Source organism: Streptomyces sp. BF23-19 (genome assembly GCF_041106355.1).
Classification (GTDB): Bacteria; Actinomycetota; Actinomycetes; order Streptomycetales; family Streptomycetaceae; genus Streptomyces; species Streptomyces virginiae_A.
Map to the genome: position 1 here is coordinate 1 of NZ_JBGBPT010000071.1, position 14,589 is coordinate 14,589.

At 70.9% G+C, this 14,589-nt stretch carries 16 protein-coding genes; 6 read left to right on the forward strand and 10 right to left on the reverse strand.

Annotated elements, in window-relative coordinates; genetic code table 11:
- Together AB8A24_RS31645 and AB8A24_RS31650 are read left to right on the forward strand one after the other, a co-directional pair.
- Positions 1 to 884 (forward strand): metallophosphoesterase (locus tag AB8A24_RS31645; RefSeq protein WP_369478237.1); only part of this gene is annotated, 884 nt, incomplete at its 5' end.
- A 123-nt stretch (positions 885 to 1,007) separates the two neighbouring features.
- Entirely contained in the window at positions 1,008 to 2,564 is a 1,557-nt protein-coding gene (locus AB8A24_RS31650) for an ABC transporter substrate-binding protein (protein WP_369478238.1), read from the forward strand.
- A gap of 18 nt (positions 2,565 to 2,582) precedes the next feature.
- On the opposite strand, the gene AB8A24_RS31655 is transcribed toward AB8A24_RS31650, so the two are convergent.
- The 4 genes from AB8A24_RS31655 to AB8A24_RS31670 form a co-directional block, all read right to left on the reverse strand.
- On the reverse strand, positions 2,583 to 3,335 hold the full coding sequence (locus tag AB8A24_RS31655; protein ID WP_328961988.1) for a TetR family transcriptional regulator: 753 nt from the start codon (positions 3,333 to 3,335) through the stop codon (positions 2,583 to 2,585).
- An 11-nt stretch (positions 3,336 to 3,346) separates the two neighbouring features.
- Positions 3,347 to 3,775, reverse strand: a complete 429-nt coding sequence (locus AB8A24_RS31660; RefSeq protein ID WP_328961987.1) for a DCC1-like thiol-disulfide oxidoreductase family protein — start codon at positions 3,773 to 3,775, stop codon at positions 3,347 to 3,349.
- Between the two features lie 3 nt (positions 3,776 to 3,778).
- A complete protein-coding gene (locus AB8A24_RS31665; protein ID WP_328961986.1) occupies positions 3,779 to 4,183 on the reverse strand; it encodes a hypothetical protein in 405 nt (134 codons plus the stop codon).
- An 80-nt stretch (positions 4,184 to 4,263) separates the two neighbouring features.
- On the reverse strand, positions 4,264 to 4,929 hold the full coding sequence (locus AB8A24_RS31670) for a DUF998 domain-containing protein (RefSeq protein WP_328961985.1): 666 nt from the start codon (positions 4,927 to 4,929) through the stop codon (positions 4,264 to 4,266).
- 144 nt (positions 4,930 to 5,073) lie between these two features.
- Between AB8A24_RS31670 and AB8A24_RS31675 the strand changes: the two genes are divergently transcribed.
- Complete coding sequence (locus AB8A24_RS31675) at positions 5,074 to 5,397, forward strand: YciI family protein (protein ID WP_030712608.1); 324 nt, start codon at positions 5,074 to 5,076, stop codon at positions 5,395 to 5,397.
- Positions 5,398 to 5,471: 74 nt separating this feature from the next.
- Entirely contained in the window at positions 5,472 to 7,463 is a 1,992-nt protein-coding gene (locus tag AB8A24_RS31680; RefSeq protein WP_369478239.1) for a sigma-70 family RNA polymerase sigma factor, read from the forward strand.
- Here the strand turns inward: AB8A24_RS31680 and AB8A24_RS31685 are convergent.
- From AB8A24_RS31685 to AB8A24_RS31710, 6 genes are all read right to left on the reverse strand, one after another.
- Positions 7,439 to 8,008 (reverse strand): hypothetical protein, encoded by a 570-nt coding sequence (locus tag AB8A24_RS31685; RefSeq protein WP_328961983.1) that lies wholly within the window; start codon positions 8,006 to 8,008, stop codon positions 7,439 to 7,441. The two genes, AB8A24_RS31680 and AB8A24_RS31685, sit on opposite strands and share 25 nt — an antisense overlap.
- A 245-nt stretch (positions 8,009 to 8,253) precedes the next feature.
- Positions 8,254 to 9,012 carry a succinate dehydrogenase iron-sulfur subunit gene (locus AB8A24_RS31690; RefSeq protein WP_033219571.1) on the reverse strand — a complete coding sequence of 253 codons (759 nt, stop codon included), beginning with the start codon at positions 9,010 to 9,012 and terminating at the stop codon, positions 8,254 to 8,256.
- Positions 9,012 to 10,766, reverse strand: coding sequence for a succinate dehydrogenase flavoprotein subunit (gene sdhA, locus AB8A24_RS31695; RefSeq protein WP_369478240.1), 1,755 nt, complete (start codon positions 10,764 to 10,766; stop codon positions 9,012 to 9,014). The genes AB8A24_RS31690 and sdhA overlap by 1 nt, the downstream gene beginning before the upstream one ends.
- Positions 10,767 to 10,789: 23 nt before the next feature.
- Positions 10,790 to 11,272, reverse strand: coding sequence for a succinate dehydrogenase hydrophobic membrane anchor subunit (locus AB8A24_RS31700; RefSeq protein ID WP_109784026.1), 483 nt, complete (start codon positions 11,270 to 11,272; stop codon positions 10,790 to 10,792).
- Positions 11,273 to 11,277: 5 nt separating this feature from the next.
- Complete coding sequence (sdhC, locus tag AB8A24_RS31705; RefSeq protein ID WP_314248353.1) at positions 11,278 to 11,658, reverse strand: succinate dehydrogenase, cytochrome b556 subunit; 381 nt, start codon at positions 11,656 to 11,658, stop codon at positions 11,278 to 11,280.
- 152 nt (positions 11,659 to 11,810) lie between these two features.
- On the reverse strand, positions 11,811 to 12,443 hold the full coding sequence (locus AB8A24_RS31710; protein ID WP_328961981.1) for a 2-oxo-4-hydroxy-4-carboxy-5-ureidoimidazoline decarboxylase: 633 nt from the start codon (positions 12,441 to 12,443) through the stop codon (positions 11,811 to 11,813).
- A 340-nt stretch (positions 12,444 to 12,783) separates the two neighbouring features.
- Between AB8A24_RS31710 and AB8A24_RS31715 the strand changes: the two genes are divergently transcribed.
- Positions 12,784 to 13,527: an RNA polymerase sigma factor gene (locus tag AB8A24_RS31715; RefSeq protein WP_328965882.1), complete on the forward strand. Its 744-nt coding sequence runs from the start codon at positions 12,784 to 12,786 to the stop codon at positions 13,525 to 13,527.
- Complete coding sequence (locus tag AB8A24_RS31720) at positions 13,527 to 14,558, forward strand: hypothetical protein (protein ID WP_369478241.1); 1,032 nt, start codon at positions 13,527 to 13,529, stop codon at positions 14,556 to 14,558. The genes AB8A24_RS31715 and AB8A24_RS31720 overlap by 1 nt, the downstream gene beginning before the upstream one ends.
- Positions 14,559 to 14,589: the final 31 nt, after the last annotated feature.

The following is a 14,589-nucleotide window of genomic DNA, read 5'->3' on the forward strand; positions in this document are numbered from 1 at the left end:
CCGGGCCGCCGCCCGCGCCCGCCCCGGCCGCCACCGAGCGCCCCGCCGTGGCCGACGGGCTGAGCCGGCGCCGGTTCGTCGCCCGTACGGTCGGCGGGGCGGGCGCCGCCGTGGCCCTCGGCACGGTCGGGGCGGGGACCTACGGGGTCCTGCGCGGGCCGAGCGTGAAGCGGGTGCGGGTCCCCCTCGCCAAACTGCCGCGCGCGGCGCACGGTTTCCGGATCGCCGTCGTCAGCGACGTCCACCTCGGCCCGGTGCTCGGCCGCGCCCACACCCAGCGCATCGTCGACACGGTCAACCGCACCCGACCCGACCTCATCGCCATCGTCGGCGACCTCGTCGACGGCAGCGTCCCCGACCTCGGGCACGCGGCGGAGCCGCTGCGCCTGCTCGACGCCCGCCACGGCTCGTTCTTCGTCACCGGGAACCACGAGTACTTCTCCGGCGCCCAGCAGTGGATCGACCACGTCCGCGAGCTGGGGCTGAACCCGTTGGAGAACGCCCGCAAGGAGCTGCCCCACTTCGACCTCGCCGGGGTCAACGACATCCAGGGCGAGCGGGAGGGCAAGGGCCCCGACTTCGGCGCGGCCCTCGGTGACCGGGACCGGACGCGGGCCGCCGTGCTCCTCGCGCACCAGCCCGTCGTCATCCACGACGCCGTCCGCCACGGCGTCGACCTCCAGCTCTCCGGCCACACCCATGGCGGCCAGCTCTGGCCCGGCAACTACCTCGCGGAGCTCGCCAACCCCACTGTCGCCGGTCTGGAGCGCTACGGCGACACCCAGCTCTACGTGTCCCGCGGGGCCGGAGCCTGGGGGCCGCCGGTCCGGGTGGGGGCGCCGTCCGACATCACCGTCGTCGAACTCGCCTCATTTCAGGCCTGATCCGTCGCAAACCTCGTCAGCGCCTTCTCCAACTCGCCTTCCGGTGGCTGATATTCCGTGATGGGATGACCGTTAATCGGACAGCGCGTCGCTGTCATCGGGTCATGGGGTGGGGTTCAGGGGATGCGGTCTGTCCGCTCGAAGGTGATCGCGGCCGGGCTGGTCCTCGGCGTGGTCGGTGTGGGTGCCTGGCAGTTGCTGCCCGAGGGCGGCGGCGGGCGCGGTGCCGTCCGGGTCGGGACGAGTGACGTCGTCTCCTCCCTCGACCCCGCCGGGGCGTACGACGCCGGTTCCTGGGCCCTGTTCAGCAACATCTACCAGTCGCTGCTGACCATCAAGCCCGGTTCCGACGCCCCCGTGCCGGACGCCGCCGCCTCCTGCGGGTTCGTGGGCCAGAAGCTCACCGTCTACCGGTGCGAGCTCCGCCCCGACGTGAAGTTCACGGGCGGCCGCGCCATCACCGCCGAGGACGTCAAGTACTCCTTCGACCGCATCAAGGCGATCAACTCCGACCAGGGTCCGGCCCCCCTCTTCAACACCCTGGAGGCGGTCGAGGCCGAGGGGCGCACGGTCACCTTCACCCTCTCCGCGGGCGACGCCACCTTCCCCTTCAAGATCGCGACGGGCGCCGCCGCGATCGTCGACAAGGACAAGTACCCGGCGAAGTCCCTGCGCGAGGACGGCAAGGTGGACGGCTCCGGGCCGTACGCGCTGGGCGAGTACAAGGCCGGTACGAGCGCCGAGCTCAAGCCGAACAGCTCGTACAAGGGCCAGGGCAAGGCCGCCCACACGCCCGTCACCGTCAAGTACTTCAAGGACTCCGGGCAGCTCGACCAGGCCTGGAAGGCCCACCAGATCGACGTCGCCCACCGGGACATGCCGCCCACCGTGCTGGCCGGCCTCAACCCGGGCCTGAAGGACACCCGCTACCAGGCCTCCGGCGGCAGCGAGACCCGCTCCATCGTCTTCAACGTCCGCCCCGGCTCCACCGCGGCCCCGCTCGCCGTCCGCCAGGCCGTCGCCGCGGTGCTGGACCGTTCCGAGGTGGCCGTGGAGGTCCACAAGGGGACCGTCACCCCGCTGTACTCCCTGGTCCCGGCGGGCATCGCCGGCCACAGCACGCCGTTCTTCGACGCCTACCCGGCGCCGAACGTGGCCACCGCCAAGAAGCTCTTCAAGGACGCCGGGATCACCTCGGCCGTCCACCTCAACCTCGGCGTGAACGTCCGCGGCGCGAACATGCCCGAGGCCGAGGAGCTCAAGCGGCAGTTGGAGGCCACCGGCCTCTTCCAGGTGACGATCAAGCCGGTCGAGCAGTGGAGCGACTTCCAGAAGGGGTACGCGGCGGGCGAGTTCGACGCCTACACCATCGGCTGGATCGCGGACTTCCCGGACGCGGACAACTTCCTCGCCCCGCTCGTCGGCGCCGACTCGTCCATGAACAACGGCTTCTCCGACAAGCACGTGGACGAGCTGATCACCCGCACCCAGTCCCACTCGGAGCGGAGCGAGGCCGCCGCCGAGTTCCGCGACCTCCAGAAGCTGGTCGCCCAGCAGGCCCCGATGGTGCCGATCTGGCAGAAGAAGGACTACGTGATGTCCCGGGAGGACGTCACCGGAGCCCAGTACCTGTCCGACGGCACCGGCGTCTGGCGGCTGTGGGAACTCGACTGGCTGTAGCCGGCGCGTCCCCGGCGGCTACCCGCGGTGCGTCTTCGGTTCCTCGTCGGGGTACGGGTCCGAGGCCCTGCGCCGGGCCCCCGCCGTGGCCGTCTGGGCCATGCCCGGCAGGAAGTCCGCGAACAGCTCGTGCACCTCCCGCACCAGCGGCCGCAGCACCCGGAACCGGGCCAGGACGATGCCCCGCGTCGTCAGCTGGGCGCCGCGCTCGGCGAGCCGCCGCGTCTTCTCGCTGTTGGGGGAGCGGTCGAAGACCCAGTACAGGACCAGGCCCATCTGCGCGAGCCACATCAGCTCCGGCAGTACGTCGGCCAGCTCCGCCGGCACCTTCGTCTTCGCGCCCGCCAGCACCTCGCGGTGGATGCCGATCGCGGCCTTGCGCGCCGTTTCCGATTCCGGCGAGAACGGGCTGAGCGGACTCTCCGGGTCGGCGGCGTTCTTGAAGAACTGCGAGGCGAACTCGTGGTACGGGGCGGCGATGTCGAGCCAGGCCGTCAACACGCCCGCGTACCGCTTCTGCAGGTCGGTCTCGTTGTCCAGGATGGGCCGGACCGCTGCCTGGTGGGCGGCGCCGATCCGGTCGTAGAACCCCTGGACCAGGTGTTCCTTCGACTCGAAGTAGTAGTAGGCGTTGCCGACCGAGACGCCGGCCTCCTTCGCGATACCCCGCATCGTGGTCTTGTCGAAGCCGCGCTCCTGGAAGAGGCGGAGCGCGGTTTCGAGGATGAGCGTGCGGGTCTGCTCGCTCTTGGGAGCCTTCTGATCAGTCACGGTGTATGAGCCTATCGGGGGACGGGGCACTGCTCGTCACAGGCCGGTCCCTCGGCGCCCTCGGGGTGACCCTCGGTGCGTACGGCCTGCCGCCAGGCGGAGGCCGTGTGCATGGCCGCCCGGGCGAAGGGCCGGCCGGCCGGGGTGGCCAGCCAGTTCGCCTTCGGCCGGTGCTCGACCAGCGCCCAGAGGCAGACGATGAAGGCGTCGGTCCCGGTCCACACCTGCCCCGAGTCCCCGATGACGGTGATCTCCCGGAGCGTCGAGGCGTGGTCGAGCCGGGGGAAGCGCCGGTGCGCCTCCCAGGATCCGGCGGGCACCAGCGAGAGCGGGACCAGCCACCGCTGCGCGAGCAGCCAGTGCCGGATGTGTACGCAGAGCGGGCAGCCGGCGTCGTAGAGGACGGTCAGGCGCCGGACGGCGGCGGTGGCGGTCGGCACGGTTCAGGCCCCGACCGGCGCGGTCCACGCCTGCGGCGGGACGGGCGGGGTCTGCTGGCGCTCCATGATCCCCCGGCGGCGCATCCGGTTCAGCGCCCACACGTTCCCCAGGTGCATGACGCCGAGGACCAGCAGGACGACGCCGAGCTTGACCGAGAGCGCTTCGAAGAGGGCCCGGGGGGTCCCGATCTCCCCGCTCGACCGGAGGTAGAGGGTCACGAAGCCGATGTTCACGAGGTAGAAGCCGACCACCAGGAGCTGGTTGACCGCGTCCGCGAGCTTCTCGTTCCCGTGCAGGACGTCACCGATGAAGACGCGGCCGTTACGGCTGAGCGTGCGCGCCACCCAGACGGTGAGGGCGATGCTGATGAGCAGGTAGATGACGTACGTGACGACGGTGAGGTCCATTGTCCCCAGCCCCTTTGAACGTGTTCAAACTGCTGACAGGGATGACTGTAGGCCTCTTTTTGAACAAGTTCAAGCGATGTTCAGCGGGCACTGCGGAACCGGTTCGCGATCAGGGAGAGCGTGAGCATCGCGGTGATGACGCCGACGGCCAGCGTGAGGGTGCCGGCCGGGCCGCCGCCCATGGCCCAGCCGTTGCCGAGCAGCAGGGCGGTGCCGCCGCCGCGGGAGAGCAGGGCGTACCGGCGGTCGCCGGCGCGGGCGAAGTGGCGGCCCAGGACGTAGCAGGCGGCGATCAGCGAGAGGAAGGTGATCGACCCGGCGGCGAAGTGGGCGTAGCTGTGCCAGGTGAGGACGGCCGGTTGCCCGTAGGGGGTGCCGACGGGGAAGCCGTCGGCCGGGTCCATGACGAACACCCCCGCGGCGATCATGCCGATCCCGGCGACGCGTACCAGTCGCGGCACCCAGGTGCGTCCGAGTGTGCCGATCAGGGCCCGGCGCAGGCCCGTCGCTCCCACGGCGAGCAGGGCTCCGACGACCAGGAAGTCGGTGATCTGGAGCCATCCCAGGGAGCCGTTGCTCAGGGCGCTCAACGGGTGGCGGGTGATGTCGAAGCCCTCGCGGAGGGCGGCCTGGGACAGGGTGACGGCCGCCCACAGGGGGGTCGCCACGACCACACAGGTGAGCAGGGAGCGGGTGGCGGTCCGGGTGCGGGATCGGGTCGCGGGGGAGGAGGGAGCGGTGGTCATGGTGGATGCCTCTCGGGTCGGTCGTCTCCGGTTCTCGCAGACACGTCGATCCGCCGATGTGACAGGGAACGCCGACCGTTCCCTGTCACCTCTTCTCGTTCGACGTGTTGTCGCAAGCACCGCACGACCGACGAGAGGGACCCCATGCGCTACCTGATGACGACCCGGCCTTCGGACACCGCCCCCGACGAGAACCTGTACGCCGAGATGGGCCGGTTCATCGAGGAGCTGTCCGCGGCCGGCGTCCTGCTGGCGACCGGCGGCCTGGAGCCGGGCGGTGTCCTGGTGACCTCGCTCGGCGACGAGATCACCGTGACGGACGGGCCGTTCACCGAGGCCAAGGAGGCCGTGGCCGGCTTCGCCCTGATCGAGGTCCGCTCCAAGGAGGAGGCGATCGAACTGGCCCGCCGCTTCCGCAGGATCGTCGGTGACGGCGAGAGCGTCGTCCAGCAGGTCTTCGGCCCCTGACCCGGCGGCGCTGCCGCGCCCCGAGTCCGGCCCCGGCTTGCCTACGAGCCGGGGCCGGTGCTGTGATCGTGCCCGTGCCGGACACCCATCGCACGATCGACGCCGTCTGGAAACTGGAGTCCGCGAAGATCATCGCCGGGCTCACGCGGATGGTCCACGACGTCGGCCTCGCCGAGGAACTGGCCCAGGACGCGCTCGTCGCCGCGCTCGAACAGTGGCCCGTCTCCGGAATCCCCGACAACCCCGGCGCCTGGCTGACGACCACCGCCAAGCGACGGGCGGTCGACCACATCCGGCGCGACCGGCGGCTGACGCACAAGCAGGAGCAACTCGCCCACGAGCTGGAACAGCACCGGGAACCCGAACAGGACGACGTCCTACGGCTGATGCTCATCTCCTGCCACCCCGTCCTGCCGACCGAAGCCAGGACCGCGCTGACGCTCCGGCTGCTCGGCGGCCTGACGGCCGAGGAGATCGCCCGCGCCTTCCTCGTCACCGCAACCGCGATCGCCCAGCGCATCGCCGCCGCCAAGCGGACCCTGGCCGAGCGGCGCGTGCCCTTCGACCTGCCGGACGAGGCCGAGCTGACCGAACGCCTCTCGTCCGTCCTGGAGGTCATCTACCTGATCTTCAACGAGGGTTACTCGGCGACCTCGGGCGACGATCTGATGCGGCCCGGGCTCTGCCTCGAAGCCCTGCGGCTGGGCCGACTGCTGGCGGAACTCGCGCCGCAGGAGGCCGAAGCGCACGCACTCGTGGCCCTGATGGAGATCCAGGCCTCCCGCTCGGCCGCGCGCACCGGCCCGTCGGGCGAACCCGTACAGCTGCACGAGCAGAACCGCGGGCGCTGGGACCAACTGCTCATCCGCCGCGGGTTCACCGCGATGCTGCGCGCCCGGCAGGTCGGCGGTACATCGCCCGGCCCGTACCTCCTGCAGGCGGCGATAGCCGTGTGCCATGCGCAGGCCCCCACCGCCGAGGACACCGACTGGGCCCGGATAGCCGGCCTGTACGAGGCCCTGGCGCAGCTGCTGCCGACCCCGGTCGTCCAGCTCAACCGGGCCGTGTCGCTCGCGATGGCCCACGGGCCCCAGGCGGGCCTGGACCTGGTCGACTCCCTGCTCGCCGATCCCGCACTACGCGACTACCATCTCCTGCCGAGCGTCAGGGGTGACCTGCTGGCGCGCCTCGACCGGCACCACGAGGCGCGGCTGGAGTTCCACCGGGCGGCCGCCCTCACCCGGAACGCCGCCGAACGCGCCTTCCTGGAGCGGCGCGCGGACGCGCTCACCGACACGGCCCCGCCCGGTCCCACGCTCGGGCGGGCCGCCCGCGATTTCCTCGCCCGCGACGCGCTGGACGCGGCGACGGTCCGCTCCTACGGACAAACCCTGCGGCGGCTGTGCCTGACCCTCGGCGACCGGCTCCCACTGGCCTCCCTGACGGCCGACCAGGTGGCGGGCGTCTTCGCGACGGCCTGGGGCGGGGCGGCGGCCAGGACCTGGAACCGGCACCGCTCGACCGTGCGGTCCTTCGGCTCCTGGGCCCGCCTGGGCGACCTTGCGGCAGGGCTGGAGCGGCGCCCGGAGAACGGCTCCCCGGTGCCGGCGCCGGACCCCGCCCGGCTCGCCGCGCTCTGGAACGACCCGGACCTGCCGCTGCGCGAGCGCACGCTGTGGCGGCTCCTGCACGAGTCGGGGGCCGGGGTGAAGGCGGTCCTCTCACTGAACGTCGAGGACCTGGACCTGGAGGACCGCCGGGCCCCGGCCGGCCGCACCTGGGTGAGCTGGCGCTCGGGAACCGCCCGTCTCCTGCCCGCGCTGCTGGCCGGCCGGACCCGGGGACCGGTGTTCCTCTCCGACAGGCGGCCCGGACCGGGCCGCACACCCGCACCGGCCGACCTGTGCCCGCAGACGGGCCGCCGCCGCCTCTCCTACGAGCGGGCCGAGTACCTCTTCAAAGAGGCCACCCGGGCCCTGGACCCGGAGGCCGGCGGCTACACGCTGGGCCGGCTCAGGGGCCGCCCTGCGGAGCGCGCGCCTCAGATGCTCAGCGACCGCGCGTAGTTGAGCTGCGACATCACCCACTGGTAGGTGTACGCGTCCACCGCCGGGATCATCGTGGAGTGGTGGCGGCCGCCGCTGGTGACCGTGACCTGGATGTAGCCGGTGGTGGTCTTCTCCTTCATCAGCAGGAAGAGCAGGCCGAGCAGGCAGAAGAGGAAGAAGACGATCGCCAGCACGATCGCGTGCGGCGGGATCTTCTCCTCGGTGCGCGAGAAGTCCGTCGCGTTCCACATCGCGCCCCTGAGCGGCATGTTGCCCGACGGGGTGATGATCTGGTCCCCGGCGATGGTGATATCACCGAGGGAGAGACCGGCTCCGCCGACCGGGGCGGGGGCGTTGTAGGCGGGGGCCGGGATGCCGGCGCCGCCGATGGTCGGCTGGTACGCCGGGGGTGCCGGAGGCGCCGGGTAGGGCTGCGGGTAGCCGTAACTGGCCTCGCCGGGACCCCACTTGTAGTCGCCCTGGCCGGGGGTGGCGGGCGTGCCGGGCTGACCGCCCTGGCCGGAGGGGTCGCTCGTGTACGGATTCGGCTGCTGCTCGCTCATGCTGTCGATCCTTCCACAGGGACTCGCGCCCTGTACCCCCGGTCCCGCAACCCAGGTCAGAGCGCCGCGCCGACCGGAGCCGCGATGTGCCCCCGCACCAACTCGCGGTCCTTGCGCGCCGGTAGGAGGGAGTGGACGACCCGACGATCACCAGCCGGAGCCGCCGCTGACACCCCCTGGGAACGGCGAGGGCCCCGCCCCCGGACGAACCGGGGACGGGGCCCTCACACGCACGGACCGGAAGGTCAGAAGCGGCGCGTGATCAGCGCGCGCTTGACTTCCTGGATCGCCTTCGTGACCTCGATGCCACGCGGGCACGCGTCGGTGCAGTTGAAGGTCGTGCGGCAGCGCCACACGCCGTCCTTGTCGTTCAGGATCTCCAGCCGCTGCTCGCCGGCCTCGTCACGCGAGTCGAAGATGAAGCGGTGCGCGTTGACGATCGCCGCCGGGCCGAAGTACTGGCCGTCGTTCCAGAACACCGGGCACGAGGACGTGCACGCGGCGCACAGGATGCACTTGGTGGTGTCGTCGAAGCGCTCGCGGTCCTCGGCGGACTGCAGACGCTCGCGCGTCGGCTCGTTGCCCTTGGTGACCAGGAACGGCATGACGTCGCGGTACGCCTGGAAGAAGGGCTCCATGTCGACGACAAGGTCCTTCATCACCGTGAGGCCCTTGATGGCCTCGACGGTGATCGGCTTCTCCGGGTTGATGTCCTTGATCAGCGTCTTGCAGGCGAGCCTGTTCTTGCCGTTGATCCGCATCGCGTCGGAGCCGCAGATGCCGTGCGCGCACGAGCGGCGGAACGTCAGCGTGCCGTCGAGGTCCCACTTGATCTTGTGGAGACCGTCGAGCACGCGCTCCTTCGGGTCGATCTCGATCTGGAAGTCCTGCCACTGAGACTCGTCGGAGATCTCGGGGTTGAAGCGGCGGATCCGGAAGGTGACCGTGATGAAGGGCGAGGCCGCGGCCGCGGCCTCCATCTTGTCCAGGGTCGGGGTGGCCATCAGTACTTACGCTCCATCGGCTGGTAGCGGGTGACGACGACGGGCTTGTAGTCCAGCCGGACGGAGTCCTTGCCGTCGTCGCCGACCTCGCGGTACGCCATGGTGTGGCGCATGAAGTTGACGTCGTCGCGGTTCGGGTAGTCCTCGCGGTAGTGACCGCCGCGGGACTCCTTGCGCGCCAGCGCGGACACGGCCATGACCTCGGCCAGGTCGAGCAGGTTGCCCAGCTCGATGGCTTCCAGCAGGTCCGTGTTGAAGCGCTTGCCCTTGTCCTGGACGGACACGTTCTTGTAGCGCTCGCGCAGCTCCGCGATCTTCTCGACCGCGGTCTTGATGGTCTGCTCCGTACGGAACACCATCACGCACGCGTCCATCGTCTCCTGGAGCTCCAGACGCAGCTCGGCGACCCGCTCGTTGCCCGTGGAGTTGCGCAGCTGCTCGACGAGGTCGACGACCTGCTGCGCCGGGTTCTCCGGGAGCTCGACGTAGTCGTTCTCCTGGGAGTACCTGGCGGCGGCGATGCCGGAGCGCTTGCCGAAGACGTTGATGTCCAGCAGCGAGTTGGTGCCCAGGCGGTTCGCGCCGTGCACCGACACGCACGCGACCTCGCCGGCCGCGTACAGGCCCGGGACGACGGTGGTGTTGTCGCTGAGGACCTCACCCTCGACGTTGGTCGGGATGCCGCCCATGGCGTAGTGCGCGGTGGGCTGGATCGGGATCGGGTCCGTGTACGGCTCGATGCCCAGGTAGGTGCGCGCGAACTCGGTGATGTCCGGGAGCTTCGCGTCGAGCTGCTCCGGCGGCAGGTGCGTCAGGTCCAGGTACACGTGGTCACCGGCCGGACCGCAGCCGCGGCCCTCACGGATCTCGGTGTAGATGGAGCGCGAGACGACGTCACGGGACGCGAGGTCCTTCATGACCGGCGCGTACTTCTCCATGAAGCGCTCGCCGTCCTTGTTGCGGAGGATGCCGCCCTCACCGCGGGCGCCCTCCGTCAGCAGGATGCCCATGCGCCAGATGCCCGTCGGGTGGAACTGGAAGAACTCCATGTCCTCCAGCGGCAGGCCGCGGCGGTAGCAGGCCGCCTGGCCGTCACCCGTGAGGGTGTGCGCGTTGGAGGTCACCTTGAAGAACTTGCCGGTGCCGCCGGAGGCGTAGATGACGGCCTTGGCCTGGAACACGTGGATCTCGCCGGTGGCGAGCTCGTACGCGACCACACCGGCCGACTTCTTGACGCCGTCCTCCTCGACCAGGAGCTGGTCCAGGACGTAGAACTCGTTGAAGAACTCCACGCCCTCCTTGACGCAGTTCTGGTAGAGCGTCTGGAGGATCATGTGACCGGTGCGGTCCGCGGCGTAGCAGGACCGGCGGACCGGCGCCTCGCCGTGGTTGCGGGAGTGACCGCCGAAGCGGCGCTGGTCGATGGTGCCGTCCGGGGTGCGGTTGAACGGCAGGCCCATCTTCTCCAGGTCGAGGACCGCGTCGATGGCCTCCTTCGCCAGGATCTCGGCGGCGTCCTGGTCGACCAGGTAGTCACCACCCTTGACCGTGTCGAAGGTGTGCCACTCCCAGTTGTCCTCTTCCACGTTGGCCAGCGCGGCGGCCATGCCGCCCTGCGCGGCGCCCGTGTGGGAGCGGGTCGGGTAGAGCTTCGTCAGCACCGCGGTGCGGCTGCGCTTCGTCGACTCGATGGCGGCGCGCATACCCGCGCCACCCGCGCCGACGATGACGGTGTCGTACTTGTGGATCTTCATTGGTTTCGCCTCAGCCCCGTTGCCTAGCGGATGTTCGGGTCGAAGGTGAAGATCACCAGCGTGCCCAGAAGAATGGTGAACACCGTGGCGGTGTAGAGCAGGCCCTTCAGCCACAGCCGCGTGTTGGCACGCTCCGCGTAGTCGTTGATGACGGTACGCAGGCCGTTGGCGCCGTGCAGCATGGCCAGCCACAGCATCAGCAGGTCCCAGACCTGCCAGAACGGGGACGCCCAGCGGCCGGCCACGAAGGCGAAACCGATCTTGGACACGCCGCCGTCGAGCACCAGCTGGATCAGCAGGTGGCCGATGACCAGGACGACGAGCACGATGCCCGAGAGGCGCATGAAGAGCCACGCGACCATCTCGAAGTTCCCGCGGGTCGAGCGCGGGGTCTTGCCGGTCCGCTTGCGCGGGGCCTCGATGTAGGGCGCCGGGTTCTCGACGTCGTAGAGGGACACGCCCTCCACGTCACCGACGCCCTTTTCGAAAGAAGTGTCAGAAGACATACGTGTCACTTCCCGAACAGTTCAAGGTAGGCGTGGCCCAGGACGGGGTACAGGGCCCCGGCCATCAGCACGATCCAGGTGATCACGACAGTCCAGAGCATCTGCTTCTGGTAGCGCGGACCCTTGGACCAGAAGTCCACGGCGATGACACGGAGACCGTTGAGCGCGTGGAACAGGATGGCGGCGACGAGGCCGTACTCCAGCAGCGCGACGATCGGCGTCTTGTAGGTAGCCACGACATCGTCGTACGCCTCGGGGGAGACGCGGACGAGAGCGGTGTCGAGGACGTGTACGAACAGGAAGAAGAAGATGAGGACGCCGGTGACTCGATGAGCCACCCAGGACCACATTCCTTCCCGGCCGCGGTACAACGTTCCAGCCGGCACGGAAAACCCTCCGGAAGCGGGGCGGGGGCCAGCCGGCTTCTTTGTCGGTCGGGCCCGGCCGGGTACGGTCCTCCGGCCCCGGACATCGTAGCGACGCTTTGTCGGTTCCCTTGCGCGGGGGCCATCGGTGTGATCAAACAGGCACGTACGGGCTATCCCACAGGGGCGAATAGCCCGATTTCCGTGGCAGTCAGCCCATCAGGCGAGGTCAGCCGGCGTGTCAGATCCCGGAGCCGGGCCTGCGCGAGGCGGCGCAGCTCGTCCGCGGAGATCGAGCGCTCCTCGTCGACCTCGTGGCCCATCCGCCGCCGGATCGCGCCCAGCAGCTGGTCGGCCTGCTCCTCCGGCGGGTGCCCGTCGAGGCAGATCACGAAGGCGTGGCCGAACTTCCGTTCGTACTCCGCGTGGGCCGCGTCGAGGGCCAGCAGGGCGGCGTACGAAGCCCCGTGGTCCAGTTCCGCCGAGCACTCCGCGGCCAGGGCCTCGGTCAGATCGCCCTGCGAGAGGTCGTACGAGGCCTCGTCGGCGGCGGCGAGCAGGACCCCGGGATCCGGGTAGGGGCGGTGCGCCGCCACCCGGTGCGCCCAGCGCCGACTCCCGCAGCAGTGCAGCAGGACGGCCTGGGCGACCTCGGGGGACAGGGCGTTGAACCGAGCCAGCCCGAAGCCGTGAGAAGGATCGGGACTTCCCCCGGATCCGGTCCGGGAGGTGCGCCCTGGGGCCTGTGCCGGAAAGTGGCTGGACAGCAGGGGGCTCCTCGGGGCGCGGCGGGGGTGTACCGCCACGCTATCGACGCAGGGCAGGGTGTGTCGTACCGATTCGGGGATTTCACCCGGAAGTGAGCCGAAAGGATGACGTGAGCGCCACGGGCAGGCATGGTGAGGGCCCCGGGAAGGGGAGGGCGACCGAGGCCGCCACCCCCCACAGGAGAGGCCCCGGTCGCCATCCGTCACGGGCTCGTGCGACAAGCCCGTACCCCTGTCAGCGCCTCGGGTGCGTTTTGTGTCACACCTCGCTCCGCACAGGATTGGTTGCACGTTGTATCACTCGTGGACGAGAGGTGCTTGAAAGCCGTAACGTGCTGATTTGCGCCACACGTACAGGACAGTGAACGGGTTGGGGACTTTGCTGGGGGACGACGCGGAGCTGACCGCCGCGGTGCTCGCGGCACAGGACGGCGACGAGAACGCGTTCCGTGCTGTGTACCGCGCCGTGCACCCACGGCTGCTCGGGTACGTACGCACGCTCGTCGGGGACGGTGACGCGGAGGACGTGACCTCCGAGGCCTGGCTGCAGATCGCCCGCGACCTCGACTCCTTCACCGGCGACGCCGACCGCTTCCGCGGCTGGGCGGCCCGCATCGCCCGCAACCGCGCCTTGGACCACATCCGCATGCGCGGCCGGCGCCCCGCCATCGGGGGCGACGACACCGAGCTGACGAGCTGGGCCGCCGAGTGCGACACCGCGGGCGCGGCCATGGAGTCCCTCTCCACCGGCCGGACCATGGCGCTCATCGCACAGCTTCCGCAGGACCAGGCCGAGGCCGTCGTCCTACGGGTCGTGGTCGGCCTGGACGCCAAGAGCGCGGCCGAGACCCTCGGCAAGCGGCCCGGCGCCGTACGGACCGCGGCCCACCGGGGCCTGAAGAAGCTGGCCGAACTGCTCGGTCCGGAGGGCGGCTTCGAGCCCGACCCGGACACCGGCTCGGGTCCGGGCACGGCGGTCGGCCATAATGCCCGTGGCCAGGCGTGGGGCGGCGGGGGCGGGAGGGATCTCGACGCCGTACCCGCGCAGCGCGGCCGGGGCGGGGGCTTCGTAGAACAAACCGGTGTGACGGATTCACGTTGGCGGACGCAGAAGGACATGTGATGGCCGACGAGCGCAACAGGTGGCTGGACGAAGCCGCGGCGGAAGAACTGCTGCGCGGCGAACCGGTGGAACCTGTGGGGCCGGCCGCCGATCAGCGGGCCCGCCACGAGGCGGCCCGGCTGCGTGCCGCCCTGGACGCCCTGGGTGGCGTGAACGCGCCGCTGCCCGCGGGCAGGGAACTGCCCGGCGAGGCCGCGGCGGTGGCCGCCTTCCGCGCGGCCCGCGGTGGCGCACGCCCTGTCGCGGCGCCTGCCGTGGCGGCCCCGTCCGACGAACCCCTGGTCGACCTCGGCCGCATCGTTCCCGCGCCCGCCCCTCGGCGCCGCCGCGCCGTGAGCTTCGGCCTGGCCGCGGCCCTGGCCAGTGTCGCCGTGGGCGGACTGGCCGCGGCGGCGGGCGCCGGGCTGCTGGAGCGGTCCCGGCACGACAGCGCGGGACCCGGTCCGGCGATGTCCGTGAGTGCCGGCGAGGACCCGGTCCCGGGGATCGGCAGCGGAGCGCCGAGCGCCAGTCCGAAGCCGACCCCCACCCCGCAGCCGAATGGCTCGAATCCGACGTCCGCCACGGGCACGGCGCAGCCGCCCGGTACGGACGGGCGTACCGCGACACCCGGGACCGGCGCGGGCGCCGGCACCTCCTCGGGTTCCTCGGCGACGGCCGGCGCGGGCAAGGACGTCCAGGGCGGCAGCGGCGCCACGGGCGGCATCGGCGGCAAGGACATCGACCGGGACACCTTCGGCGGCGGCACCACGGGCGGCAAGGACCGCGACCGCGAAGGCGAGACCCTCCTGAAGGTCGCTGACCTCTGCGCGGAGTTCAAGGCGGGCCGGCTCGACGAGGCGCGCCGCGAGCGGCTCTCGCGCCTGGCCGACGGACTCACCCGGATCCCGGACTACTGCAAGTCGGTGCTCGACGACGGGGGCACCGGCGGCAAGCGCAGCGGCACCCAGCTGGGGGGCGAGACGCTCCGCGCGCCGACCCTGACGCCGACGCTGCCGCGGGGTTCGGTCGACCTCCGCACCGGCCGCTGACACATGTGCTGACCTGCCTGTAACACTTTTC

Excerpts from the sequence above, each read along its gene's own strand:
- AB8A24_RS31650 (WP_369478238.1), top strand. The coding sequence starts at position 1,008 with ATGCGGTCTGTCCGCTCGAAGGTGATCGCGGCCGGGCTGGTCCTCGGC.
- AB8A24_RS31665 (WP_328961986.1), bottom strand. The coding sequence starts at position 4,183 with ATGGACCTCACCGTCGTCACGTACGTCATCTACCTGCTCATCAGCATC.
- AB8A24_RS31670 (WP_328961985.1), bottom strand. The coding sequence starts at position 4,929 with ATGACCACCGCTCCCTCCTCCCCCGCGACCCGATCCCGCACCCGGACC.
- AB8A24_RS31675 (WP_030712608.1), top strand. The coding sequence starts at position 5,074 with ATGCGCTACCTGATGACGACCCGGCCTTCGGACACCGCCCCCGACGAG.
- AB8A24_RS31685 (WP_328961983.1), bottom strand. The coding sequence starts at position 8,008 with ATGAGCGAGCAGCAGCCGAATCCGTACACGAGCGACCCCTCCGGCCAG.
- AB8A24_RS31690 (WP_033219571.1), bottom strand. The coding sequence starts at position 9,012 with ATGGCCACCCCGACCCTGGACAAGATGGAGGCCGCGGCCGCGGCCTCG.
- sdhA (WP_369478240.1), bottom strand. The coding sequence starts at position 10,766 with ATGAAGATCCACAAGTACGACACCGTCATCGTCGGCGCGGGTGGCGCG.
- AB8A24_RS31700 (WP_109784026.1), bottom strand. The coding sequence starts at position 11,272 with ATGTCTTCTGACACTTCTTTCGAAAAGGGCGTCGGTGACGTGGAGGGC.
- AB8A24_RS31720 (WP_369478241.1), top strand. The coding sequence starts at position 13,527 with ATGGCCGACGAGCGCAACAGGTGGCTGGACGAAGCCGCGGCGGAAGAA.